The sequence below is a fragment of the Streptomyces sp. NPDC018610 genome (assembly GCF_044391765.1).
Classification (GTDB): Bacteria; Actinomycetota; Actinomycetes; order Streptomycetales; family Streptomycetaceae; genus Streptomyces.
In genome coordinates this window covers 1,073,989-1,095,109 of record NZ_JBISAL010000001.1, presented here as the reverse complement: position 1 = coordinate 1,095,109, position 21,121 = coordinate 1,073,989, and the positions used below count along the sequence as shown (strand labels likewise).

Annotated in this window: 19 protein-coding genes, 2 tRNA genes and 1 pseudogene; 12 read left to right on the top strand and 10 right to left on the bottom strand. The window is 72.8% G+C overall.

Annotation, left to right across the window (positions count from 1 at the left end; all coding sequences use genetic code 11):
- Positions 1 to 6: 6 nt before the first annotated feature.
- The 6 genes and pseudogenes from ACH5A8_RS04795 to ACH5A8_RS04770 all read left to right on the top strand — a co-directional run bounded on the left by ACH5A8_RS04795 (position 7) and on the right by ACH5A8_RS04770 (position 3,960).
- A complete protein-coding gene (locus ACH5A8_RS04795; protein ID WP_398997925.1) occupies positions 7 to 789 on the top strand; it encodes an HAD family hydrolase in 783 nt (260 codons plus the stop codon).
- 1 nt (position 790) lies between these two features.
- A pseudogene (locus ACH5A8_RS04790) lies at positions 791 to 1,029 on the top strand (ATP-binding cassette domain-containing protein); the annotation flags it as partial.
- A 307-nt stretch (positions 1,030 to 1,336) separates the two neighbouring features.
- On the top strand, positions 1,337 to 2,116 hold the full coding sequence (locus ACH5A8_RS04785) for an HAD-IIA family hydrolase (protein ID WP_398997923.1): 780 nt from the start codon (positions 1,337 to 1,339) through the stop codon (positions 2,114 to 2,116).
- 100 nt (positions 2,117 to 2,216) lie between these two features.
- Positions 2,217 to 2,564 (top strand): hypothetical protein, encoded by a 348-nt coding sequence (locus tag ACH5A8_RS04780; RefSeq protein ID WP_398997920.1) that lies wholly within the window; start codon positions 2,217 to 2,219, stop codon positions 2,562 to 2,564.
- A 13-nt stretch (positions 2,565 to 2,577) separates the two neighbouring features.
- Positions 2,578 to 2,859, top strand: a complete 282-nt coding sequence (locus tag ACH5A8_RS04775) for a hypothetical protein (RefSeq protein ID WP_398997918.1) — start codon at positions 2,578 to 2,580, stop codon at positions 2,857 to 2,859.
- A gap of 60 nt (positions 2,860 to 2,919) precedes the next feature.
- The gene (locus ACH5A8_RS04770) at positions 2,920 to 3,960 is read left to right on the top strand and encodes a glycoside hydrolase family 6 protein (protein WP_398997916.1); all 1,041 of its coding nucleotides are present in this window, start codon (positions 2,920 to 2,922) and stop codon (positions 3,958 to 3,960) included.
- Between the two features lie 55 nt (positions 3,961 to 4,015).
- Here the strand turns inward: ACH5A8_RS04770 and ACH5A8_RS04765 are convergent, their stop codons facing one another.
- The 3 genes from ACH5A8_RS04765 to ACH5A8_RS04755 all read right to left on the bottom strand — a co-directional run bounded on the left by ACH5A8_RS04765 (position 4,016) and on the right by ACH5A8_RS04755 (position 8,387).
- Positions 4,016 to 5,956 (bottom strand): galactose oxidase-like domain-containing protein, encoded by a 1,941-nt coding sequence (locus ACH5A8_RS04765; RefSeq protein ID WP_398997914.1) that lies wholly within the window; start codon positions 5,954 to 5,956, stop codon positions 4,016 to 4,018.
- Positions 5,953 to 7,833, bottom strand: coding sequence for a glycosyltransferase family 2 protein (locus ACH5A8_RS04760; RefSeq protein ID WP_398997913.1), 1,881 nt, complete (start codon positions 7,831 to 7,833; stop codon positions 5,953 to 5,955). The genes ACH5A8_RS04765 and ACH5A8_RS04760 overlap by 4 nt, the downstream gene beginning before the upstream one ends.
- Before the next feature lie 480 nt (positions 7,834 to 8,313).
- Positions 8,314 to 8,387: transfer RNA gene (locus ACH5A8_RS04755), tRNA-Lys, on the bottom strand.
- Positions 8,388 to 8,585: 198 nt separating this feature from the next.
- Between ACH5A8_RS04755 and ACH5A8_RS04750 the strand changes: the two genes are divergently transcribed.
- From ACH5A8_RS04750 to ACH5A8_RS04740, 3 genes are all read left to right on the top strand, one after another.
- Positions 8,586 to 9,698 (top strand): SPFH domain-containing protein, encoded by a 1,113-nt coding sequence (locus ACH5A8_RS04750; protein ID WP_398998274.1) that lies wholly within the window; start codon positions 8,586 to 8,588, stop codon positions 9,696 to 9,698.
- Positions 9,699 to 9,810: 112 nt separating this feature from the next.
- On the top strand, positions 9,811 to 10,416 hold the full coding sequence (locus ACH5A8_RS04745; protein ID WP_398997911.1) for a lytic polysaccharide monooxygenase: 606 nt from the start codon (positions 9,811 to 9,813) through the stop codon (positions 10,414 to 10,416).
- 103 nt (positions 10,417 to 10,519) lie between these two features.
- Positions 10,520 to 10,981, top strand: coding sequence for a DUF3592 domain-containing protein (locus tag ACH5A8_RS04740; RefSeq protein WP_398997908.1), 462 nt, complete (start codon positions 10,520 to 10,522; stop codon positions 10,979 to 10,981).
- Between the two features lie 85 nt (positions 10,982 to 11,066).
- Here ACH5A8_RS04740 and ACH5A8_RS04735 read toward each other — a convergent pair.
- The 6 genes from ACH5A8_RS04735 to ehuB all read right to left on the bottom strand — a co-directional run bounded on the left by ACH5A8_RS04735 (position 11,067) and on the right by ehuB (position 15,227).
- Positions 11,067 to 11,140, bottom strand: a tRNA-Lys gene (locus ACH5A8_RS04735).
- A gap of 44 nt (positions 11,141 to 11,184) precedes the next feature.
- On the bottom strand, positions 11,185 to 11,985 hold the full coding sequence (locus tag ACH5A8_RS04730) for an IclR family transcriptional regulator (protein ID WP_398997907.1): 801 nt from the start codon (positions 11,983 to 11,985) through the stop codon (positions 11,185 to 11,187).
- A gap of 180 nt (positions 11,986 to 12,165) precedes the next feature.
- Positions 12,166 to 12,954, bottom strand: coding sequence for an ectoine/hydroxyectoine ABC transporter ATP-binding protein EhuA (gene ehuA / locus ACH5A8_RS04725; protein ID WP_398997905.1), 789 nt, complete (start codon positions 12,952 to 12,954; stop codon positions 12,166 to 12,168).
- On the bottom strand, positions 12,944 to 13,594 hold the full coding sequence (gene ehuD, locus ACH5A8_RS04720; protein ID WP_398997903.1) for an ectoine/hydroxyectoine ABC transporter permease subunit EhuD: 651 nt from the start codon (positions 13,592 to 13,594) through the stop codon (positions 12,944 to 12,946). Before ehuD ends, ehuA begins: the two co-directional genes overlap by 11 nt.
- Complete coding sequence (ehuC, locus tag ACH5A8_RS04715) at positions 13,591 to 14,319, bottom strand: ectoine/hydroxyectoine ABC transporter permease subunit EhuC (protein ID WP_398997901.1); 729 nt, start codon at positions 14,317 to 14,319, stop codon at positions 13,591 to 13,593. Before ehuC ends, ehuD begins: the two co-directional genes overlap by 4 nt.
- On the bottom strand, positions 14,316 to 15,227 hold the full coding sequence (gene ehuB, locus ACH5A8_RS04710) for an ectoine/hydroxyectoine ABC transporter substrate-binding protein EhuB (RefSeq protein WP_398997899.1): 912 nt from the start codon (positions 15,225 to 15,227) through the stop codon (positions 14,316 to 14,318). Before ehuB ends, ehuC begins: the two co-directional genes overlap by 4 nt.
- A gap of 151 nt (positions 15,228 to 15,378) precedes the next feature.
- Between ehuB and ACH5A8_RS04705 the strand changes: the two genes are divergently transcribed.
- The 3 genes from ACH5A8_RS04705 (at position 15,379) to ACH5A8_RS04695 (ending at position 18,763) form a co-directional block, all read left to right on the top strand.
- Positions 15,379 to 16,104, top strand: coding sequence for a decarboxylase (locus ACH5A8_RS04705; RefSeq protein ID WP_398997897.1), 726 nt, complete (start codon positions 15,379 to 15,381; stop codon positions 16,102 to 16,104).
- Between the two features lie 198 nt (positions 16,105 to 16,302).
- Positions 16,303 to 17,457 (top strand): glutathione-independent formaldehyde dehydrogenase, encoded by a 1,155-nt coding sequence (locus ACH5A8_RS04700; RefSeq protein WP_398997895.1) that lies wholly within the window; start codon positions 16,303 to 16,305, stop codon positions 17,455 to 17,457.
- Positions 17,458 to 17,677: 220 nt separating this feature from the next.
- Complete coding sequence (locus ACH5A8_RS04695) at positions 17,678 to 18,763, top strand: LLM class flavin-dependent oxidoreductase (protein WP_398997893.1); 1,086 nt, start codon at positions 17,678 to 17,680, stop codon at positions 18,761 to 18,763.
- A 141-nt stretch (positions 18,764 to 18,904) separates the two neighbouring features.
- On the opposite strand, the gene ACH5A8_RS04690 is transcribed toward ACH5A8_RS04695, so the two are convergent.
- Positions 18,905 to 21,064 carry a putative bifunctional diguanylate cyclase/phosphodiesterase gene (locus tag ACH5A8_RS04690; RefSeq protein ID WP_398997891.1) on the bottom strand — a complete coding sequence of 720 codons (2,160 nt, stop codon included), beginning with the start codon at positions 21,062 to 21,064 and terminating at the stop codon, positions 18,905 to 18,907.
- Between the last annotated feature and the right edge of the window lie 57 nt (positions 21,065 to 21,121).

The window sequence follows — 21,121 nt, the reverse complement described above, 5'->3', positions numbered from 1 at the left end:
AGGAAAATGAGCGACGAGCACACCACCGACACGCCTCAGAACACCGACAGCACCATCAGCGCCGACCGCACCGTCAGCGCCATCGGCACCGGCAGCACCGACGGCCCCGGCATCCGCCTCGTCGTCCTCGACATGGCCGGCACCACTGTCGCCGACGGCGGCCTGGTCGAGCGGGCCTTCGCCGCGGCCGCCGCCGAACTGGGCGTGGAGCCCGGCTCCGCCGACCACGCCGACAAGCTCGCCTACGTCCGCGCCACCATGGGCGAGTCGAAGATCTCCGTCTTCCGCCACCTGTTCGGCGCCGAGGACCGCGCCCGGAAGGCGAACGCCGCCTTCGAGCAGGCGTACGGCGAGCTCGTGGACGGCGGGCTCGTCGCCGAGATCCCCGGCGCCCGCGAGGCGATCGAACGGATCCAGGCCGACGGCCGCACCGTCGTCCTGACCACCGGTTTCGCCCGGGTCACCCAGGACGCGATCCTCGGCGCGCTCGGCTGGCGCGACCTCGTGCCGCTCACCCTGTGCCCGGCCGACGCGGGCGGCCGCGGCCGGCCGTACCCCGACATGGTGCTCACCGCCCTGCTGCGCACCCGGGCCGCCGACTCCGTGGCCGAGGTCGCCGTCGTCGGCGACACCGGTTACGACGCGCTCAGCGGCGTACGCGCCGGCGCGGGCCTGGTCGCCGGGGTGCTGACCGGGGCGCACGCCGAACCCGACCTGCGCGCCGCCGGCGCCACCCACATCCTGCCCTCCGTGGCCGCCCTTCCCGCCCTGCTCCGAGGAGAACGATGACATGAGCATCCGCTTCGACTCCGTCACGTTCGACTCCGTCACGGTCGCTACGACGGCAACGTCGTCCTCGACTCGCTCGACCTCACCGTCGCGCCCGGCGAGGTGATGGCGCTCCTCGGGCCGTCCGGGTCCGGCAAGACCACCGCGCTGCGGGCGGTCGCCGGGTTCGTACGGCCCGCGTCGGGGCGGGTGCTGCTCGGGGGGCGGGACGTGACGGACCTGCCGCCCCACCGGCGGGGTCCCGCCCCGCCTCTGGGCGTTCCCCCCCCGGTCGCCCTGCTCTCCGTGCGCGCCTACACCGCCGACGTCCCCTCCCGCACCGAGACGGTCGCCCTCCAGGTCCCCTCGGGCGCGACGACGGCCCGCGTCCGGTTCCGTCACACCGGCGGCAACAACTGGTACTGGGTGGTCGACGGTGTGAAGATCACACAGTCCTGATCGAGCCGGGGCCGTCCGCGGCCGGTGCTGGCTAGGCTGGGGGCGTCGGTACGCCGTGGTTCCGGCGCCCCCGCTCGACGACCGCACGCACGCCAGGAGACGTACAGACATGGCAGACCGCAAGCCCATCGAGTCGTGGCTCACCGACATGGACGGCGTCCTGATCCACGAGGGCGTTCCGATCCCCGGCGCCGACGCCTTCCTCAAGAAGCTGCGGGACTCCGGCCGGCCGTTCCTCGTCCTCACCAACAACTCGATCTACACCCAGCGCGACCTGCACGCCCGGCTGCTGCGCATGGGCCTGGACGTGCCGGTGGACAACATCTGGACCTCCGCGCTGGCCACCGCCCAGTTCCTGGACGACCAGCGGCCCGGCGGCAGCGCCTACGTGATCGGCGAGGCCGGCCTGACCACCGCGCTGCACGACGTCGGCTACATCCTCACCGACCACGACCCCGACTTCGTGATCCTCGGCGAGACGAGGACGTACTCCTTCGAGGCGCTGACGAAGGCGGTACGGCTGATCAACGACGGGGCCCGGTTCATCGCCACCAACCCCGACAACGTCGGCCCCTCCGTCGAGGGAGACCTGCCCGCCACCGGTTCCGTCGCCGCCCTGATCACCGCGGCGACCGGCCGCAAGCCGTACTTCGTCGGCAAGCCCAACCCGCTGATGATGCGCGCCGGGCTGAACGCGATCGGCGCCCACTCGGAGACCTCCGCGATGATCGGCGACCGGATGGACACCGACGTGCTGGCCGGTCTGGAGGCCGGCATGCGCACGTTCCTCGTCCTCACCGGGGTCACGCAGCCCAAGGACGTCGACCGCTACCCGTTCCGGCCCTCCGAGGTCATCGACTCGATCGCGGACCTGGTCGACCGGATCTGACGGGCGGGGAGCCCGCCCGTCACCCGTTCGGCGCAGTACCGGCCCGTCACGGGGTGCGGGACCGGCACCCGGGAGGTCTCCTGTCAGCGGAGGTCTCACGATGGGTTCACTGCGCCTGACCGTCTGCGCGGGGCTGCTGGTGGCCGGCGCCTTCGCCCCGGCGCTCGACACCGCCGGCGCGGGCAGCCCGGCGGACCGGACGGCCGGGGCCGCCCCGAGCGGCGTCCCGGTGACCCCGTCGTCCCCCGCCGCCGACGGGAAGGCCACCGTCGTACCGCGGCCGACCCGGCCGGCTCCGTCGGCGTCTCCGGGCGGGCACGCCGTGCCGGAGACCCCCGGCACGGCGCACGCGGTGACCGGACTCGTCCTCGCGGCCGCCGCCGCGGCCGCGGTCGTCCTCCTGCCCAGGGCGGCCGGTCCCGGCCGGCCGCGCCGGGGACCGCACTGAGGGAGCGATCAGCATGTCCGACACCGACACCGAAGAACGCCCGTACGGCACCGGACGCCTCCTGACCGGGACGGCCTGGCTGGTGCTGCTGCTCGGGCTGTGGCTGTGGGGCGGCCGGCGGGCCGACGTGCCGTCCGGGCCGGTCGGCCCGGCCACCGGGGACATGGCCGCCGCCGGCCGCCCCGCCCAGGACGCGCCCACGCCCCGCGCCGCACGGCCCCCCACCCGCCCCTCCGGCACCATCCCCGCCCTCCCGTCACCCGTGTCGGTGCACCTCCTGCGAACCGGCCCCTGACCCGGTCCCGCCTGGCAGCATGGACGCGGGCCGCACGGCCGAGCGCACCAGGGGAGTCGCATGCACCGCACGAGGGGGGCCCGCCCGCACGTCCCGGTGGCCGGGGCACGGCTGTCCGCGGTGCTGCTGGGCGCGGCGCTGCTGATCACCACCGGGTGCTCCTCGGACGACGCGGGCGCGGGCCACGGCGGGGCGGGTGCGGCGATCACCCAGCGGCCCGACGGGAGCGACCCGTTCTGGGTCGACCCGGACAGCGCGGCGGCCCGGCAGGTCGCCGCCTACGCCGAGGCGGGACGCCGGGCCGACGCCGAGCGCATCCGGCGGATCGCCGAGCAGCCGACCGGCGAGTGGATCGGCCCGGACGCCCCCGAGCGGGAGGCGCGCGGCTTCACCGAGGCCGCCGCGCGGGCCGGCCGCACCGCGCTCCTCGTCCTCTACGACATCCCGCACCGCGACTGCGGCCAGTACTCGCGAGGCGGCGCCGCCGACGGCGACGGCTACCGCGCCTGGATCGACGCTGTCGCCCGCGGCATCGGCGACCGCGCCGCCACCGTCGTCCTCGAACCGGACGCCGTGCTGCACCTGGTGGACGGCTGCACCCCCGAGGAGTTCCAGGAGGAGCGCTACGACCTCCTCGCCGGCGCCGTCACCACGCTCAAGTCCCTGAAGAACACCCGGGTCTACCTGGACGCCGGGAACGCCGGCTGGGGCCACCCCGACCAGATCCACGAACCGCTGCGCCGTGCCGGCGTCGACCGCGCCGACGGTTTCGCCGTCAACGTCTCCAACTTCTACTCCACCGAGGACTCCCTCGCCTACGGCAAGCGGCTCTCCGCGAAGGTCGGCGGCAAGCACTTCGTCATCGACACCAGCCGCAACGGCAACGGCCCCTACACGACGGGCGATCCGGAGGAGCGCTGGTGCAACCCGCCCGGCCGCGCCCTCGGCGAGCCGCCCACGACGCGCACCGCCGACCCCCTCGTCGACGCCTACCTGTGGATCAAGCGCCCCGGCGAGTCCGACGGCACCTGCAAGGGCGGCCCGAAGGCGGGGCAGTGGTGGGAGACGTACGCGCTGGAGCTGGCGCGAGACGACGAGTGACCGTCCTCGTACGCGCCTCGGGGCTCCCGCCACGCGGCGGGCGCCCCGAGTGGCCCTAGAGAACCTTCACCCACCGCGCCTTGCTGGGCGTGCCCCGGTCGTCGTCCACGAACAGCATGTACCAGCCCGACCGCACCAGGTTCCGGTTCTTCGGCACCGTCACCGTGACCGTGTCGCCGGACGCCGTGAAGTCCAGCGCGACGGACCGCTGGTCGACGTCCGTGACGTGCGTGGACGCACTGGGCCGGATCAGCCGCGCCTTGCGGATCGAGGCGGCGTGCCGTGAGGTGAAGGTGGCGGAGGCGCCGCGCGCGACGGTCCTCGGGCCGCCCGACAGGGAGGGCCGCGAGTCCCGGTACAGGTACGGCGGCGTGTAGATCTCGATGCGCTGCTCGAAGGCGCCGGGTCTGGTGCCGGCCTTGTCGCCGTAGAGCGGGTCGGAGCCGAAGAACATCACCCGGCCGTCCGGCAGCAGGATCGAGCCCGCGTGGTAGTCGCGGCCCACCAGCGGGTCGGCGACCCGCCGGAAGGTGTCGGTCCCCGGGTCGTACAGCCGGGCCTGGAGGATGTCGGAGTCGCCGCGGCCCCGGTAGTCCCGCGAGCCGCCGGAGACCAGCACCGAGTCGTCCGGGAGGATCGAGGTCTGCGGGTAGCGGGTGCCCTCGTCCAGCGACGGGCCGTCCGTGAAGCGCGGGTCGCGCGCCTTCAGGTCGACGATCCGGGTCCTCCGGCTGGACAGCCGCGACTCGCCGACCCCTCCGCCGCCGACGACCAGGTACCTCTGGTCCTGCGCGGGCGGCAGCGGCACCGTCGCGGAGGTCTCCATCATGTTCGCGTCGCTCAGCCCGGGCACCTCGGTGAACCCGTTGCCGGCCACGTCCCAGATCCCGGGGGCGCGTCCGACGTCGTCGGGGCCGTAGCCGGCGTTGGAACCGGAGTAGAAGAGCCTGCCGTCCGCCATCAGGAACAGCGCCGGGTAGGTCGGGAACTGGCGGGTCTTCGCGGTGTACGTCCACTTGCCGGTCCTCGGGTCGAAGATCTCGTTCTTGCCCGGGACCAGCTGGCCGATGTCGTCGAGGCCCGAGACGCCGAGGACCCTCCCGTCGCCCAGGGTGGTGAGCGTCGGGTACCAGCGGGCCTCGTGCATCGGATCGACCTCGATGTACTTCTCGGCCACCGGGTCGAACTCGTAGGCGTCCCGGATCCCCTGGAAGTCCTTCTTGTCCAGGGCGAGCTTCTGTGCGATGCCGTAGGTGTTGCGGGCGTCCGCCCCCGTCAGGCCCTGGATCCGGTAGTTGTCCTGGACGCCGGTCTCGTACCGTGCGCCGCTCCTCGGCGCCTCGACGTAGATCCGGCCGAGGCCCGGGGTGTTGCCGAGGAACCGGCCCGTCCTGTGGTCGAAATTCTTCTTCGCGCGCGGCACCAGCACCGGGTCCTTGGAGACGAACGTCTTCCCGCCGGCCCGGCCGGTGAACACGGTGCCGGCGGGCAGGGTGACCGGCTTGTCCGGGTTCTCGTTGTGCACGATCATCAGGCCGCCGGCCTTGGTGACGTCGCCCTTCAGCTTCTCGTAGCGCTTGGTGCCGCCCGCGATCAGGACGGAGCCGTCGGCGAGCTGGGTGTGGCCCGTGCAGAACAGGTCGGTGGGCGTGGGCACCTTCTTGACCGTGCCCTTGACCGGGTCCCAGATCCGCGAGTCGAACCTCCTGGCGTCGAAGTTCGCCTGGTTGTTGCCCGACCCGGCCACCAGCAGGACCTTCCCCGTGTGCAGCAGCACGGCGTGGATGGTGTCCTGCCGGTACCCCTCGGGGAACTCGACGATGTCCCAGTGGCCGTTGGCGGCCTTGTACTCCGGCTCGTTGATCTTGTACTCGTGATAGCGCTCCGTGCCGAAGCGGTAGAGCCAGGGCCCGTTCGTCCCGGCCAGCGCGAGCACCGCCACCGCGCCGATCCCGAGCCGGCGGGCACGGCGGAGGCCGGCCTGCTGCTCCCTCATCCCTCACGCCCTCCCGGCCCCGTGGCGTGGGCGGCGTACGCCGGCGGCACGGCGTCGTGCGGCCCGGAGGGCACGGGCACCGGCGGGGGCGGGGCCTCGGCGGTCGCGGGCCCGCGCCGGTCGCGGCGCGGCGTCCACCACCGGACGAGGATCGGCGCGGCGGTGATGAGCAGGGCCAGCGAGGCCCAGGTGATCATCGCCGGGTGCAGGTGCCCGAGGGCGGCGCCGGCGACGATCGAGCCCCCGAAGACCAGGATGAAGAACCAGTGCGCGCGGAAGGTGCCGAACAGCGTGTCGGGACTCGCCGAATCGCCCTTCGGGGTCACCACGAACCCGCTCCCGCGGCGCAGCACCGCGTCCGCCAGCGAGCGGGCGTAGATCGGCGCCGACATCGCCGACATCACCATGCCGGCCACCCCGCCGGATCCCTCCGGTTCGTGCGGGGAGACGTTGTGCCGGCGGTTCCAGACGTACAGGCCGATCTGGAGCGCGGAGGCGTTGCCGTACAGCATCAGCCACACCGTCGGGTCGATGTCCACGCCCGAGGCGCCCAGGCCCAGGAAGAGGGCGCAGCTCAGCGCGGCCAGGATCCAGTTGAGGGCCGACAGCGGATAGAAGATGATCATCATGGTGTAGTTGAGGAGCCGGCCCGGCGGAAGCGAGCCGAAGCCCTTCCAGTACTGCTTGAGGATGGTCTCGTACGTCCCGCGTGACCAGCGCAGCTGCTGGGTGAAGAAGTCCGTCCAGGACACCGGGCCCTCGCCGACGGCGAGCACGTCGGGGGTGTAGACCGACTTCCACCTGCGGCCGGTCGCCGGGTTCTTGGCGCGGTGCATCTCGAAGCCGGTGGCCATGTCCTCGGTGATCGAGTCGTACAGGCCGCCGATCTGCTTGATGGCGCTGATCCGCACGGCGTTGGAGGTGCCGACGAACATGGGCGCGCCGTAGCGGTTGCCGGCGCGCTGGATGAGGGCGTGGAAGAGGAACTGCTGCGACTCGGCGGCCTTGGTGACGAAGGTGTCGTAGTTGCCGTAGACCTGCGGGCCGATGACGAAGCCGACGTCCGGGTCGCGGAAGTAACCGAGCATCCGCTCCAGGTAGTTGGGCAGCGGTACGTGGTCGGTGTCGACGGAGGCGAAGAAGTCGTACGCGTCGCCGTGCGCCTGGAGCCAGGCGTTGTAGTTGCCGTGCTTGGTCCGGGCGCGGTGCGGGCCCTCGGGCCGGTTCCAGCGTGCGACGCCCTTGCGGGTGAAGTGGTGCACGCCCAGGCGCGCGCAGACCGCCTTCACCTGCGCGTCGTCGCCCTCGTCGAGCAGCCAGACGTGCATGACGCCCCGGTGGCGCAGCCGTACGGCCGCCCGGAGGGTCCGGGTGACCATCTCCAGCGGTTCCTTGCCGGGCACGTAGCTGGTGAGGAAGGCGATCCGGGTGCCGGCCTCGGACACCACCGGGACCGGGTCGCGGGCGACCAGGGTGGCGTGCGCGTTGGACAGCACGTTCAGGCAGCGGAACAGCTCGATGAGGCCGATGGCGACGAGCATCACGACGTCGAGGACCGGCAGGAAGCCGTACGCCGGGTGGTCGCGCTCGGTCCAGTGGGCCGGCCTCATCAGCCAGGCCAGCAGGCCCAGGGAGAGCAGCGGGGCGGCGGCCAGCATCAGTGCGACCCGCAGGCGGTGCGGCTCCTGCGAGAGCAGCGAGCGGTAGCGCACCCGGTAGGGCCGGTCGGGGTCGGGCCGGGTGAGCGGTCCGGCCAGGCGGCTGTAGTGCTCGTAGTCGTATCTCGGCAGGGTGCCGCGGACCGTGTGCGGGTCCCCGGCGCTCCCCGTGGGCCGCGGATCGTGCCGGTGCCGGGCGCCTGTCGGCGTCGACGTCATGAGTCGTCCCCCCACACGCGAGGTCGAGCGCGTGTTGATCGGTGTCCTGCCGGTTGCATGGCTGCCCCCCTCGGCGGCCGTCGACGCGACGAGGTTCCTTCTCCCCACCCATCGGGCAACAGGCCCAAACGGCTGTTCGAATCTTCTGGCGCCGCCAACTACCGCGAACCGGCGATGACTTGGCATTCCGGGTTCTACGGTGTATATCGTGATCGCAACACACGAAAAGTGGATCTGACCGGTCAGATGTACGCAAGGTGCGTAGGTGCGCATGAGTGCGAGCGAGGAGGGGTGCGGGGGCCCGTCGAGGGGGTGGCGGAGTGCGCGCGGGGGAGAGCGAAAGGCCCCTCGCTCGCGCGAGGGGCCTTGCCCGGGGGATATGGGTGGCGGGGCCCCCGCCGCGCGCGGCGCGGCCGCGCGGAAACAGAGATGGCGGGTCTTGTTCGCGCTTTCCGCGAACAGGACCCGCCATCGTCATCGTGCGCCGCCAGGGACTCGAACCCCGGACCCGCTGATTAAGAGTCAGCTGCTCTAACCAACTGAGCTAGCGGCGCCTGCTGACATCCGTAACTCTACAGGATTCCGTGTGGTGGTCCTGACCACTGGCGGTGGACGTCAGGGGTGTCCTGTGGCATCCCGGCGGCCCGGATACATCCTTCTGGTCGTCAGACATGCGTACTTTCACCCCTGTTGTGACACTGATCAACGTGCACAGATCCGGACAAGTCCGTATGGAGTGTGACGTGGATCGCATGGATTCCCCGGCCGACCTGGCGAATCGTTCCGTCTCCCGGCTCATCCAGAACGAGGTCACCACCGAGATCCCCGTGCACCTCCTCTTCCGCGACGACCCCGACCCCGGGCGCCGCGATCCCCGTCCGGCCCCGGTGGCGCTGGGGCCCGCCGTGGTGGGCAGCAGGCGCGGCACGGGCGAGCAGCCGCGCTCCCGGCGCCGGGTGCCCGGGCCCGCCGGTCCGGCGCCTGAGCCGGACCCGGCCCTGGTGGAGCGGCCGGCGCGGGTGCTGCCGGGGGTGGTCGGGGTGCTCGCCGGGGCCTGCGGGGCGGCGGGCTGCGTGGTCACCTCCTGGTGGGCGGGCGTGCTGCCGCCCCTCGCGCAGGGCCTGCCGCTGCCCGGGGGTGCGGGCGCCGGGCTCGGCCTGCCCCAGTGGGCCGCGTACGCCGGCGCCGGCGCGCTCGGGCTCGCCGGCTTCGGCGGGCTGACCCGGGGGCCGGCCGGGCGGGCGTGGGTGCTCGGACTGTACGGCCGCTACCGGGGGACCGTCCGGCGCACCGGGCTGTTCTGGGCCAATCCGCTGGTGCGGCGCCGCCGGGTCGACGTGCGGCTGCGGCACTGGCGCAGCGAGCCGATGCCGGCCGCCGACGCGGGCGGGATCCCGCTGCGGGTGGCGGTCCTCGTGGTGTGGCGGGTGCGGGACACCGCGCGGGCCGTGCTCGGCGTCGACGACCATGAGGCGTATCTGCGCCGGTGCGTGGAGGCGGCGCTCGCGCGGGTGCGGCCGGCGGCGCCGGGCGGCTCGCGCGGGGCGGCGGAGGCGACCGGGGACGCGCTGACGCGGCTGGTGGCGCGGGAGACGGAGGCAGCCGGGCTGGAGGTGTACTCGGTGCGGCCGGCCCGGGTCGAGTACGCCCCCGAGGTCGCCGATGCCATGCACCGGCGCGGCGTGGCCGCGCTGGACGCCCGGGACCGGGCCGGCGCGCTCACCTCGGTGGTGGACTCGGTCGAGGACACGGTGACCCGGCTGACCACGCGCGGACTGGTCGATCTCGACGACGGCGAACGCAAGGTGCTGGTGCGGGACCTGACGGTGGCGTTCTGCGCGGGACGCCGGGAAACCATCCCGTGATTGGTATGGACATGTTCAAGTAGTCCCCATAATCTGAGACTTGGTCTAGACCAACGAACGCAGCACAGTCCTGCTCACCGAACCTCCCCACACGTTCACCAGGAGCGACTACATGCGGACCAAGGCCAAGCTGTACGCGGCCGTGCTGGGCCTCACCACCGCCGGAGCGTTCGCGCTCTCCACCGGTGGCGCCAGCGGCCACGGGTACACCGATCTCCCCATCAGCAGGCAACTGCTCTGCGCCAACGGCACGGTGAAGGGCTGCGGCGAGATCCAGTGGGAGCCGCAGAGCGTCGAGGGCCCCAAGGGCTTCCCGGCGTCCGGACCGGCCGACGGGCACATCTGCTCGGGCGGCCTGGACCGGTTCGGCCAGCTCGACGGCGCCCGCACCCCCAAGGGCGCGGCGTGGCCCACCACGAAGGTCACCGGCGGCCAGAGCTACACCTTCCGCTGGCAGTTCGAGGCACGGCACGCCACGACCGACTTCAAGTACTACGTCACCAAGCAGGGCTGGAACCAGGACCACGCCCTGACCCGGGCCGACCTGAACACGACCCCGTTCCTGACGGTCCCCTACGGCGGCAAGCAGCCGCCGGCCACCCTCAGCCACAGCGGGATCCTGCCGTCCGGTCTGAGCGGCCACCACGTCATCCTCGGCGTCTGGACCATCGCCGACACGGGCAACGCGTTCTACGCCTGCTCCGACGTCACCTTCTGACCCCGCGGACTCTGAGCATCGCTTGAGCTCCCCGGAAGGCCGGCGTGGGTATTTTCCTCCCACACCGGCCGACCGGGGCCGGGCGCGGAGTCCGGGGGGAACCATGGAAGCGCTGTTCTACGTCGTGCCGACGCTCATGATCGCCTGCGCGGTGTCCGCGCTGGTGGCGATCACCAGGCGCGCCCGCGAGATGCGCGGCGCCTGGGACGGGGGAGAGACGGCCGAGGCCCGGTGCCTGAGGACGTACACCACGGCCAGCGGCGGCGGGGACACCTCCGTGAGCACGACCGTGCACCACGTCTACGAGTTCCGCACGCGCGAGGGCCGGGGCGTCCGGTTCGAGGAGGCGGGCGGGCCGGCGACGATCGTCGAGGGCGACATCGTCCCCGTGCGCTACCAGGCCGCACGTCCCGAGCGGGCGACGGCGCACGCTCCGGCGCGCGGGCGGCTCGCGGCGGAACAGGGCTGCGTGTTCGCCTTCCTCGGCGTGTTCATCACCGGCTGCCTGGCCTTCATGGCCGTGGTCCACACCGCGTTCTCGATGACGGACGACTTCATGCCGTGACGGCGGCGCGGCGCGGCCGCGCGGAAACAGAGATGGCGGGTCTCGTTCGCGCTTTTTCCGCGAACAGGACCCGCCATCGTCATCGTGCGCCGCCAGGGACTCGAACCCCGGACCCGCTGATTAAGAGTCAGCTGCTCTAACCAACTGAGCTAGCGGCGCATGACTCCCGCCCTCCGCTTTCGCGGCCGGCGACGAAGAAAATACTACCCGGTTCCCAGGGGTGCTCGTGACCACCCGTCCGTGAGCCGGATCGCCAGCGCCAGCAGCACGGGCGCCGAGTGCCGGCTGAGTCCTTCGGCGGCCCGGCGCAGCCGGTGGGCGTGCTCGGCCGGCAGCGACAGCGCCAGGCAGCCCACGGCGGTGCCGGCCCGGACCGGCACCGCCGCGCAGACCGTGCCGATCGCGTACTCCTGGAGGTCCAGCACCGGCGCGGCCGGCGGCTGGGCGGCCAGGCGGGACAGCAGCAGCTTGTCGCTGGTGATGGTCCGCGAGGTGAGGCGGGCCATCCGGTGCCGGGCGAGATGGTCGCGCCGGCCGTCGTGGTCGAGCTGGGTCAGCAGGCTCTTGCCGACCGCGGTGGCGTGGGCGGAGCGGCGGAAGTCCACCCACTCGTGGACCGCGGGGGCGCCGGGCCCGGCGGCGTACTGCGTGACGCTGACCTCGCCGTCGACGTACCGGCTCAGGTAGACGGCCGCGCCCACCGAGTCGCGCAGCCGCTCCAGGGTCCGCTGGAGCAGGTCGCGCAGTGCCCGCTCGTCGCCGCGGGCCGCGCCGAGGCGGGCGAGGGCGCCGCCGGCGACGTAGGCGTCCTCGGTGACCTGCTCGACGTAGCCCTCGCGGCGCAGCAGCCGCAGCAGGGCGGTCAGCCGCTCGCCGGGCAGGCCGGTGCGCCGGGACAGTTCGGCGGCGGTGACCCCGCGGGAGTGCCGCGCCACCGTGTCCAGGACGCGCAGGGCGTCCTGGACCGAGTGGTCGAAAACGGTCGGCTCGTGCCTCAGCGCCACGGTTTCCCCCCGCGCCTGCTCGCTTCCCGGGCCGTGCTCCGGTCGGCCGGACCCGATCCACGATAAGGGGCGAAGGCGCCGGGGCGAGTGGCCGTCGACGAGATTTCCCGCTCCCGGGAGCCCGTACGGGAGATCGGCATATGCCGCGGTCGCACCACCGCCCCCGGGAGCTCGCCGCGGTCACAGCACCGCGCTCAGGAACTCCCGGGTGCGTATGCGCTCCGGGTCGCCGAAGATCTTCTCCGGCGGTCCCGACTCCACCACGCGCCCCGCGTCGAACATCAGCACCTGGTCGGAGATGTCACGGGCGAAGCCCATCTCGTGGGTCACGCACAGCATCGTGATGTCGGTGGAGCGGGCGATGTCCCGCAGCACGTCCAGGACGCCCGCCACCAGCTCCGGGTCCAGCGCCGAGGTCACCTCGTCCAGCAGCAGCACCTGCGGCCGCATCGCCAGCGCCCGGGCGATCGCCACCCGCTGCTGCTGCCCGCCGGACAGCTGCGCCGGCCGCGCGTCGCACTTGTCGGCCAGGCCCACCAGCTCCAGCAGCTCCCGCGCCCGCTCCTCGGCCTCGTCACGGGACAGGCCGAGCACGGTGACGGGGGCCTCGGTGATGTTCCTGAGGACGGTCATGTTCGGGAACAGGTTGAAGTGCTGGAAGACCATCCCGATCTTCTTGCGGATCTCCCGGACCTGTTTGACGGGCGCCGGGAACAGCTGTTCGCCGCCCACCGTGATCGTTCCCTCGTCCGGCCTGGTCAGCGTCATCAGCAGCCGCAGGATCGTGGTCTTGCCCGAGCCGGACGGCCCGATCAGCGTGACGTGGCGGCCGGCGTCGACGCGGAAGTCGAGCCCGTCGAGGACCGTGTGGTCGCCGAACCGCTTGGTCACGTTCTCCAGGCGGACCAGCTCCGTGGGCGCGCCGGGGACTGCGGGGAGTTCGGGGTTCTTCGCGGTGTCAACGGACAAGACGTCGCTCCAGTGCTCGCAGGAGGAGGGAGGCCAGATAGGAAACGAGGATGAAGGCCACGCCGATCACGGTCAGCGGCTCGGTGAACCGGAAGTGCTGCTGGGAGTACAGCCGCGCCTGCCCGAGCATCTCCAGGACCGTGATCGCCATCAGCATCGGCGTGTCCTTGAGCATCGAGATGACGTAGTTGCCGAGGGCCGGGACCACCCTGCGGATCGCCTGCGGCAGGATCACCGCCGTCCAGGTCCGCCGCCGGGGCAGGTTCAGCGCCGTCGCCGCCTCCCACTGGCCGGCCGGCACCGCCTCGATGCCGGCCCGGTAGACCTGCATCGTGTACGTCGAGTAGTGCAGCCCGATCGCGAAGACGCCGGTGGCCAGGGCGGAGAAGGTCAGTCCCCACTCGGGCAGCACGTAGAAGAGGAAGAACAGCTGCACCAGCAGCGGCGTGTCGCGGACGAACTCCGTCACCGCCCCCACCGGCCAGCGCACCCAGCGGGTCGGCGCCCGCATCAGCAGCGCCCACACCAGGCCCAGCGCGAAGGAGATCACCGATCCCAGCGCGAGGACCTGGAGGGTGACGAGCAGGCCGTCCCAAAAGTGCGGCATGAAGTCGCGTACGGCGCCCCAGTCCCAGTTCACCGGGCACCGCCTCCCGCGACGCCCACGCCGGTCGTCGCGGCGCGCTCGACCTCACGCGCCCCCGCCTCGCTCAGCGGGTCCTTGCCGACGCCCCGCTTCAGCCGTTTCTCCAGCCCGCGCATCAACCGCGTCAGCGCGAAGGCGATCACGAAGTAGATGACCAGCAGATACGTGTAGATCCCGGCGCTCTCCTGCAGCGCGAGCCGCACCAGGTTGCCGCTGAACGCCAGGTCGCCCATGCCCATGACCGACACCAGCGAGGTGCCCTTGAGCAGTTCGATCAGCAGGTTGCAGAAGGAGGGGATCATCTCCGGGACGGCCTGCGGCAGCAGGATCAGCCGCATCCGCTGCCAGGGCGTGAAGCTGAGCGCTACCCCGCCCTCGCGCTGCGCCGGGTCCACCGCGTTCAGCGCGCCGCGCACGATCTCCGAGCCGTACGCGCCGTAGGTCAGCCCGAGCGCCAGCGTGCCCGCCCACATGGGCACCAGCTGCCAGCCGAAGGCGGGCGGCAGCACGAAGAACACCCAGAAGATCATCACCAGCGCGGAGGTGCCGCGGAACACCTCGGTGTAGAAGCCCGCCAGGAAGCGGACGATCCACAGCCGGTGGGTGCGGGCGACGCCGACCACGAAGGACACGGCGCCGGCCAGCAGGGCGCTGAAGAACAGCAGCTGCAGCGTGGTCCACAGGCCCCGGAGTACGAGTTCCCACAGTCCGGTGGTCATCCGGCGCACAGCTCCTTCGCGGTCAGGTCCGTCATCTCGTCCCGCGTGAACCCGAAGGGGCTGAGGATGCGGAGCAGCTCGCCGCTCTTCTTCAGCTTGCGCAGCTCGGTGTTGAAGGCGTCCCGCAGCCGCGTCTCCGTCGGCCGGAACGCGAAGGCGCCGCCGTCCACGTGGGGCTTGCCGTGCACCAGGGGCGCGAAGGGCGCGGTGGCCTCCGCCTTGGAGGACTTCTTCACCACCTCGCGGGTGGTGAGGGCGGTGCCCGCGAAGACGTCCACGCGGCCGGCCTCGACGGCGTTCAGCCCGGCCACCTGGTCCGGGACGATCAGGATGTCGCTCTCCTCGTAGCCGGCGTCCACCGCGTACTGGATCTCCGCGTAGCCGGTTCCGGTGGCGAACCTCGCCTTCTTCGCGACGACGTCCCGGTAGTCGTGCAGGCCCTTCGGGTTGCCCTTGCGGACGATGAAGGAGTCCAGCATCTGGTAGTCCGGGTCGGCGAAGATCACCTGCGCGCAGCGGTCGGCGTTGACGTACATCCCGGCGGCCACGACGTCGAACTGCTGGGAGTTCAGGCCCGGGATGAGCGAGCCGAACTCGGTCGGCACGGGCTGCACCTTCGGCACGCCGAGCCTTTCGAAGATCACCCGGGCCAGCTCGGGCGCCTCGCCCGTGAGATCACCGTCCTTGTCCATGTACCCGAACGGGATCTCGCCCGCGATGCCGAGCCGTACGACGCCCTGGGCCCTGAGCCGGTCCAGGAGATCGCCGCCGTCGTCGGCGGACGCCGTGGCCACGCGGCTGCAGCCGGCGGCCCCCAGCGCGCCGGCCGCCGCGACCCCCGCGAGCAGCGACCGACGGCTGGGCCGGGGCGTTCGTCTGTCTTCGTCGAGTGCGTGTGGTGGAGCCATGAGCGCGCCGCTACCCAAGCGCCCGCCAGTTATGCCGAGGAAAACGACGCCCGCGCTGGGTACCCGAACGGGCAGGGCCGCGGCGACCACACGGCGGGCCGCGGCGACTTCGCGGCCCCGCCGCGGCACACCACATCCAGGAAGGCTGGTCATGACCGCACTCGGAATCCTCTACCCGGGCCACTTCGCGAAGGACGACTACCCCCGCATCGAACAGCTCCTGGGCAGCGACATCCGGGTGGACCTGATCGAGACGGGCGCCGACGCGGACCCGTACCCCTACCCGGCCACGGCGGACCGGACCGACCGGCTGGAGCGCAGCGTCGAGGCGCTGCGGCTGTCCGGCGCGGAGGCCGTGGTGTGGGCGGACGGCGACGGCGGCTTCGGGCGCGGCTGGGAGGGCGCCCACGCGCAGGTGCGCGCCCTGGCCCGCGCGGCCGGCATGCCGGCCTCCTCCACCTCCTTCGGCTTCGTGCACGCGGTGCGCGAGGTCGGTGTGGGGCGGGTCGCGGTCGCGGCGCCCTACGCGGACGAAACGACCGCTCTGTTCACGGACTTCCTGCGGGCCGGGGGACTGGAGGTCGCCGCCGCGCACAGCGCCCGGGGGGCCACGGCGGACGAGGTGGCCCGCTGGGGCGAGCGGGAGCTGCTGGAGCTGGCGCGGGCCGCGGACACGGCGGACGCGCAGGCGCTGCTCGTGCCCGGTACGGCACTGCACACCGCGTCCCACATCGCCGCCCTGGAGGACGGGCTCGGCAAGCCCGTCCTCACCGCGAACCAGGTGACCGTGTGGGAGGCGCTGCGGCTGACCGACCGCCGCGTCAACGCCCCAGGTCTGGGGGCGCTGTTCACCCGGGAACCCATCGTCCAGGTGTGACGTGGGTCCCTGACGTCGAGGTCGGGGGCGGTGGGTTGCGGCTCCTCGCACGGGGGCGTTACCTGGAACTGTCCGGCGGCGCGGCGAGTGGACGCCCCCGGAGCACCGGCACCGGCCGGCGGCCCCCGCCCGCGCGCCCCCGGCGACGGCCCGACGTCGCCGTGCGGGCCGGCGCTCTCGACGCGGAGGTGACCGAAGGTGAAAGCCGTCGTCTATGAGAAGCCCTTCAACGTGGTGGTGCGGGACGTCGACGATCCGAGGATCCAGCACCCCAACGACGTGATCGTGCGCGTCACGTCGAGTGCGATCTGCGGGTCCGACCTGCACATGTACGAGGGCCGTACGGCCGCCGAGGCCGGCATCGTCTTCGGCCACGAGAACCTCGGCATCGTCGAGGAGGCCGGCGGCGGCGTGACCTCCCTGTCCGAGGGCGACCGGGTCGTGATGCCGTTCAACGTGGCCTGCGGCTTCTGCAAGAACTGCCTCGCCGGGAAGACCGGGTTCTGTCTGACGGTGAACCCCGGGTTCGCGGGCGGGGCGTACGGATACGTGGCGATGGGCCCGTACACCGGCGGCCAGGCGGAGCGGCTGCGGGTGCCCTTCGCCGATTTCAACTGCCTCAAGCTGCCGCCGGGGGAGGAGTTCGAGACCGACTTCGTGCTGCTGGCCGACATCTTCCCGACCGGCTACCACGGCTGCGAGCTGGCCCAGGTCTCGCCCGGCGAGTCCGTGGCGGTCTTCGGTGCGGGGCCGGTGGGCCTGATGGCCGCGTACTCGGCGCTGCTGCGCGGGGCGTCGAAGGTGTTCGTGGTGGACCGGGTGCCCGAGCGGCTGGCCAAGGCGGAGGAGATCGGGGCGATCCCGATCGACTTCACCCGGGGCGAGCCGGCGGACCAGATCAAGGAGCGGACGGGCGGCGAGGGCACCGACAAGGGCGTGGACGCCGTCGGCTACCAGGCCCAGTCCCATCACGAGGAGGGGCACGAGGAGCCCGCCGTCGTCCTCAACACGCTCGTCGAGACGGTACGGCCCACCGGCCTGCTCGGCGTGCCGGGCCTGTACGTCCCCGCCGACCCGGGCGGCCCCGACGAGCACGCCAAGCACGGTCAGCTGCTGGTCTCCATCGGCAAGATGTTCGAGAAGGGCCAGCAGATGGGCACCGGCCAGTGCAACGTCAAGCGGTACAACCGCCAGCTGCGCGACCTGATCGTCTCCGGCCGCGCCCGGCCCAGCTTCGTCGTCTCCCACGAGTTCCCGCTGGACCAGGCCCCCCAGGCCTACGAGAAGTTCGACAAGCGGATCGAGGGCTACACGAAGGTGGTGCTCCACCCGGGCCACGCCTTGGCGGCGTGACGGTTTCGCCGGGCGGGAAGGGAGACGACGCCCTTCCCGCCCGGGCGCCTGCCTCTGTACGTCCTTCCCGCCCGGCGCCTGCCTCTGTACGGTGCGTGGCTCCCGCCTGGGGGGGATCCGTGGATCCGGGTCGGCCGGGTAGAGCGGGGGAGGAACAAACGGGGACCGCCTCCTGTTAACGCCCGGGCAGGCCAAGCAGACGAACCGCAGGAGGCACCCCGTGGCAGACGAGATCCGAGGCACGACACACGGCACCGCACCGGTGCCCCTGTCCGTACTGGATCTGGTGACCGTGGGCGCGGGCCGAACGGCCACGGACGCCCTCCGCACCAGCGTCGCCCTCGCCCGCCTCGCGGAGACCCGCGGCTACCACCGCTACTGGGTCGCCGAGCACCACTCCATGCCCGGGGTGGCCTCCTCCTCGCCGGCGGTGATCCTCGCCCACCTCGCCGCCCACACCGATCGCATCCGCCTCGGCTCGGGCGGCGTCATGCTGCCCAACCACGCCCCCCTGGTCATCGCGGAGCAGTTCGGCACCCTGGAGGCCATGGCCCCCGGCCGCATCGACCTGGGTCTCGGCCGCGCCCCCGGCACCGACGGCGCCACCGCCGCCGCCCTGCGCCGCACCGACCGGCTGAACGAGGGCGCCGACGACTTCCCCCAGCAGCTCACCGAGCTGATCCGCTTCCTGGACGACGACTTCCCCGACGGCCATCCCTACCACCGGATCCACGCCGTCCCCGGTCCCGTCCAGGCCACCTCCCCGGGCGGTGTCCAGTCCCCGCACCGGCCGCCGGTCTGGCTGCTCGGCTCCTCCGGCTTCAGCGCCCGCCTGGCCGGCATGCTCGGCCTGCCGTTCGCCTTCGCCCACCACTTCTCCGCGCAGAACACCGTCCCGGCCCTCGACCTCTACCGCGAGTCCTTCCGCCCGAGCGCGGTGCTGGACGAGCCGTACGCTCTCATCGGCGTCGCCGCCCTCGCCACCGACGAGGAGAAGGAGGCCCGCCGACAGGTCCTGGCCGCCGCGCTGAACATGGTCCGGCTGCGCACCGGCCGGCCGGGCCTGGTGCCCACCCCGGAGGAGGCCGAGGCGTACGAGTTCAGCCCCATGGAGGAGGAGTTCGTCCGCTCCTGGAACGCCAACGTCGTCCACGGCACGCCCGACGAGGTCCGCGCCGGCCTCGACGACCTCCAGAAGCGCACCGGCGCCGACGAGCTGATGATCACCGGCAACGCGCACAGCGGCGAGGTACGCCTGCGCTCCTACGAACTCATCGCCGACGCCTACGGCCTGCCCCGCGCCTGACCCGAACCGCGCCCCCGACGCGACCAGGGACCACGACGCGACCCGCGACCGCGGCGGGATCCGCGGCTGGGGCGTGACGCGCGGCTCCGGCGGGACCCGAAGTTCCGCCGGGGCCCGCGGTCGCGGCACGTGCCGGAGGCCTCAGCGGCGGCCGCAGGCGTGGCCGTCGAGGAGTTCGGAGATGCGGTCCGGCGACACCGGGCGCGAGTACAGCCAGCCCTGCCCGGTGTCGCAGCCGATCCGGCGCAGTCTGCTGGCCTGGTCGGAGGTCTCCACGCACTCGGCGGTGACGGTCAGCCCCAGTCGGTGGGCGAGCTGGATCATCGCCTCGACGATCACCTCGTCGGCGGGGCTGGGCGGCTCCGCCTCACCCGCGCGCTGACCGGGCTGGAAGCCCCGGACGAAGGAACCGTCCAGCTTCAGCGCCGACACCGGCAGACGGCTGAGGTAGGCGAGGTTCGAGTAGCCGGTGCCGAAGTCGTCGATGGCGATGTGCACGCCCATGTCGCTGAGCGCCCGCAGGGCCTCCAGCGGCCGTCCGGCCGAGCCCATCACCGCCGACTCGGTCAGCTCCAGCTGGAGCAGGCGCGGCGCGAGGCCGGTCTCCGCCAGCACCTCGGCGACGTCCGCCACCAGATCGGAGTCCCAGACCTGGCGGACCGCGACGTTGACGCTGACGAAGATCGGCGGCTCGTCCGGGTGGTCCAGCTGCCAGCGGCGGGCCTGGCGGCAGGCGGTGGCCAGGATCCAGCGGCCCAGCGGGACGATCGAGCCGTCCTCCTCCGCCAGTGTGATGAACCGATTCGGCGTCAGCATGCCGAACTGCGGGTGCGCCCAGCGCACCAGCGCCTCGACCCCGCGCAGCCGCCCGTCCTCCATGGCGACCAGCGGCTGGTACTCCAGCGTGAACTCACCCCGCTCCACGGCGGCGCGCAGCGTCGAGACGAGGGCCTGCCGGGTCATCCGGTGCGCGTTGCGCTCCGGGTCGAACAGGGTCCAGCGGGCCCTGCCGTCCGCCTTCGCCCAGTACAGGGTCGTGTCGGCGGCCTGCATCAGGGCGGTGGCCGAGGTCCCGGCCGCCTGCCGTTCGACCACGCCGATCGAGGCCGACAGCGACAGCCGTCGGCCGGCGATCTCGAACGGCTCCTGCAGGGCGGTCAGCACCGACTCGGCCAGATCGGCCAGCTGCTCGGTGCCGGTGGAGTCCTCCACCAGCAGGGCGAACTCGTCACCGCCCAGCCGGGCCACCAGCGGCGCGCTCGCCCTGCCGTATCCGGCCTCGTCCGCGCAGCCCGACAGCCGCCGGGCCACGGCAGCGAGCAGCCGGTCGCCGATCCGGTGGCCGAGGGTGTCGTTGACCGCCTTGAAGCCGTCCAGGTCCAGGTAGCACAGCCCGATGCGGCCGGTCCCGCCGCGCTCGTACGACTCCGTCTCCAGCGCGGCCGACAGGCGTTCGAAGAACAGGGTGCGGTTGGGCAGCCGGGTCACCGGATCGTGCATCCGCAAGTGCCGCAGCCGGGCCTGGAGTTCGCGGCGGGCGCTGACGTCGGTGAGGGACAGCAGGACGCCCGGCGGGCGGGCCGGTACGCCGGGCGCGCCCTCGGACGCGTCGCCCGCCGTGCCTCCGGACCCGCTCGCCGGCACGTCCCCGGGCGGCAGCGGCGCGACCGTGACGTGGACCCACAGCGAGCGACCGTCGGGATGCTTGAGGTGGCGGGTGCAGCGCAGCCGGGCCCGCCGGCCGCGCAGGACCCCGCGGTACGCCTGCCAGGTGCGGGTGTCGGACGCGAGGTCCACCAGGTCGGCGGCGGCCCGTCCGGCGAGCTCGCCGGGACCGGCGCCGAGCAGCGCGCCGAAGCTGTCGTTGGCGCTGACGACCAGCCCCTCGCGGTCGACGACGGCCATCGCGAGCGGTGCGGCGTCGAAGGCGGAGCGGAAGGGCTGCTCGGCGGGGGCCGGGACCGGTTCCGCCACCGGAGTGAGGGGTTGGGCCGTCGGAGTGAGGCGGGAGGCGCGGAGGGACGTCCGGGCGGGCCCGGCGGCGGACGCCGGGCGGGGCGCGGGTTCGGCGGGCGCGTCGGGTGCGGGCCCGGGCCCCGAAGCCGATCCTGGAACGAGCGGTCCCGATGGACCCGCGCTGGTCAGCGCGGGTTCCGGGGCCGCCTGGACGGTGGTGGGGGCCGCCGTGGCGACGGCCTGGGCCCGGACCTGCCCGGCGGTCAGGGCGCCGGCCTGCTCGGTACCGGGTGGATCGGTACCGGGTGGCGTCAGAAGATCACTCTGTGTGACTTTCGGCTGCATGAGGTCTGCCGCGGGCGTCGGCCCTTCGGACGTTCCGCTCACCGCTCGCTCCCGCAG

What these genes read in the sequence shown, in the direction of transcription:
- ACH5A8_RS04690 (WP_398997891.1), bottom strand. Translation starts at nt 21,064, where the DNA reads ATGCAGCCGAAAGTCACACAGAGTGATCTTCTGACGCCACCCGGTACC.
- ACH5A8_RS04705 (WP_398997897.1), top strand. Translation starts at nt 15,379, where the DNA reads ATGACCGCACTCGGAATCCTCTACCCGGGCCACTTCGCGAAGGACGAC.
- ACH5A8_RS04745 (WP_398997911.1), top strand. Translation starts at nt 9,811, where the DNA reads ATGCGGACCAAGGCCAAGCTGTACGCGGCCGTGCTGGGCCTCACCACC.
- ehuB (WP_398997899.1), bottom strand. Translation starts at nt 15,227, where the DNA reads ATGGCTCCACCACACGCACTCGACGAAGACAGACGAACGCCCCGGCCC.
- ACH5A8_RS04780 (WP_398997920.1), top strand. Translation starts at nt 2,217, where the DNA reads ATGGGTTCACTGCGCCTGACCGTCTGCGCGGGGCTGCTGGTGGCCGGC.
- ACH5A8_RS04750 (WP_398998274.1), top strand. Translation starts at nt 8,586, where the DNA reads ATGGATTCCCCGGCCGACCTGGCGAATCGTTCCGTCTCCCGGCTCATC.
- ACH5A8_RS04760 (WP_398997913.1), bottom strand. Translation starts at nt 7,833, where the DNA reads ATGACGTCGACGCCGACAGGCGCCCGGCACCGGCACGATCCGCGGCCC.
- ACH5A8_RS04785 (WP_398997923.1), top strand. Translation starts at nt 1,337, where the DNA reads ATGGCAGACCGCAAGCCCATCGAGTCGTGGCTCACCGACATGGACGGC.
- ACH5A8_RS04775 (WP_398997918.1), top strand. Translation starts at nt 2,578, where the DNA reads ATGTCCGACACCGACACCGAAGAACGCCCGTACGGCACCGGACGCCTC.
- ehuC (WP_398997901.1), bottom strand. Translation starts at nt 14,319, where the DNA reads ATGACCACCGGACTGTGGGAACTCGTACTCCGGGGCCTGTGGACCACG.
- ACH5A8_RS04740 (WP_398997908.1), top strand. Translation starts at nt 10,520, where the DNA reads ATGGAAGCGCTGTTCTACGTCGTGCCGACGCTCATGATCGCCTGCGCG.
- ACH5A8_RS04795 (WP_398997925.1), top strand. Translation starts at nt 7, where the DNA reads ATGAGCGACGAGCACACCACCGACACGCCTCAGAACACCGACAGCACC.
- ACH5A8_RS04765 (WP_398997914.1), bottom strand. Translation starts at nt 5,956, where the DNA reads ATGAGGGAGCAGCAGGCCGGCCTCCGCCGTGCCCGCCGGCTCGGGATC.
- ACH5A8_RS04770 (WP_398997916.1), top strand. Translation starts at nt 2,920, where the DNA reads ATGCACCGCACGAGGGGGGCCCGCCCGCACGTCCCGGTGGCCGGGGCA.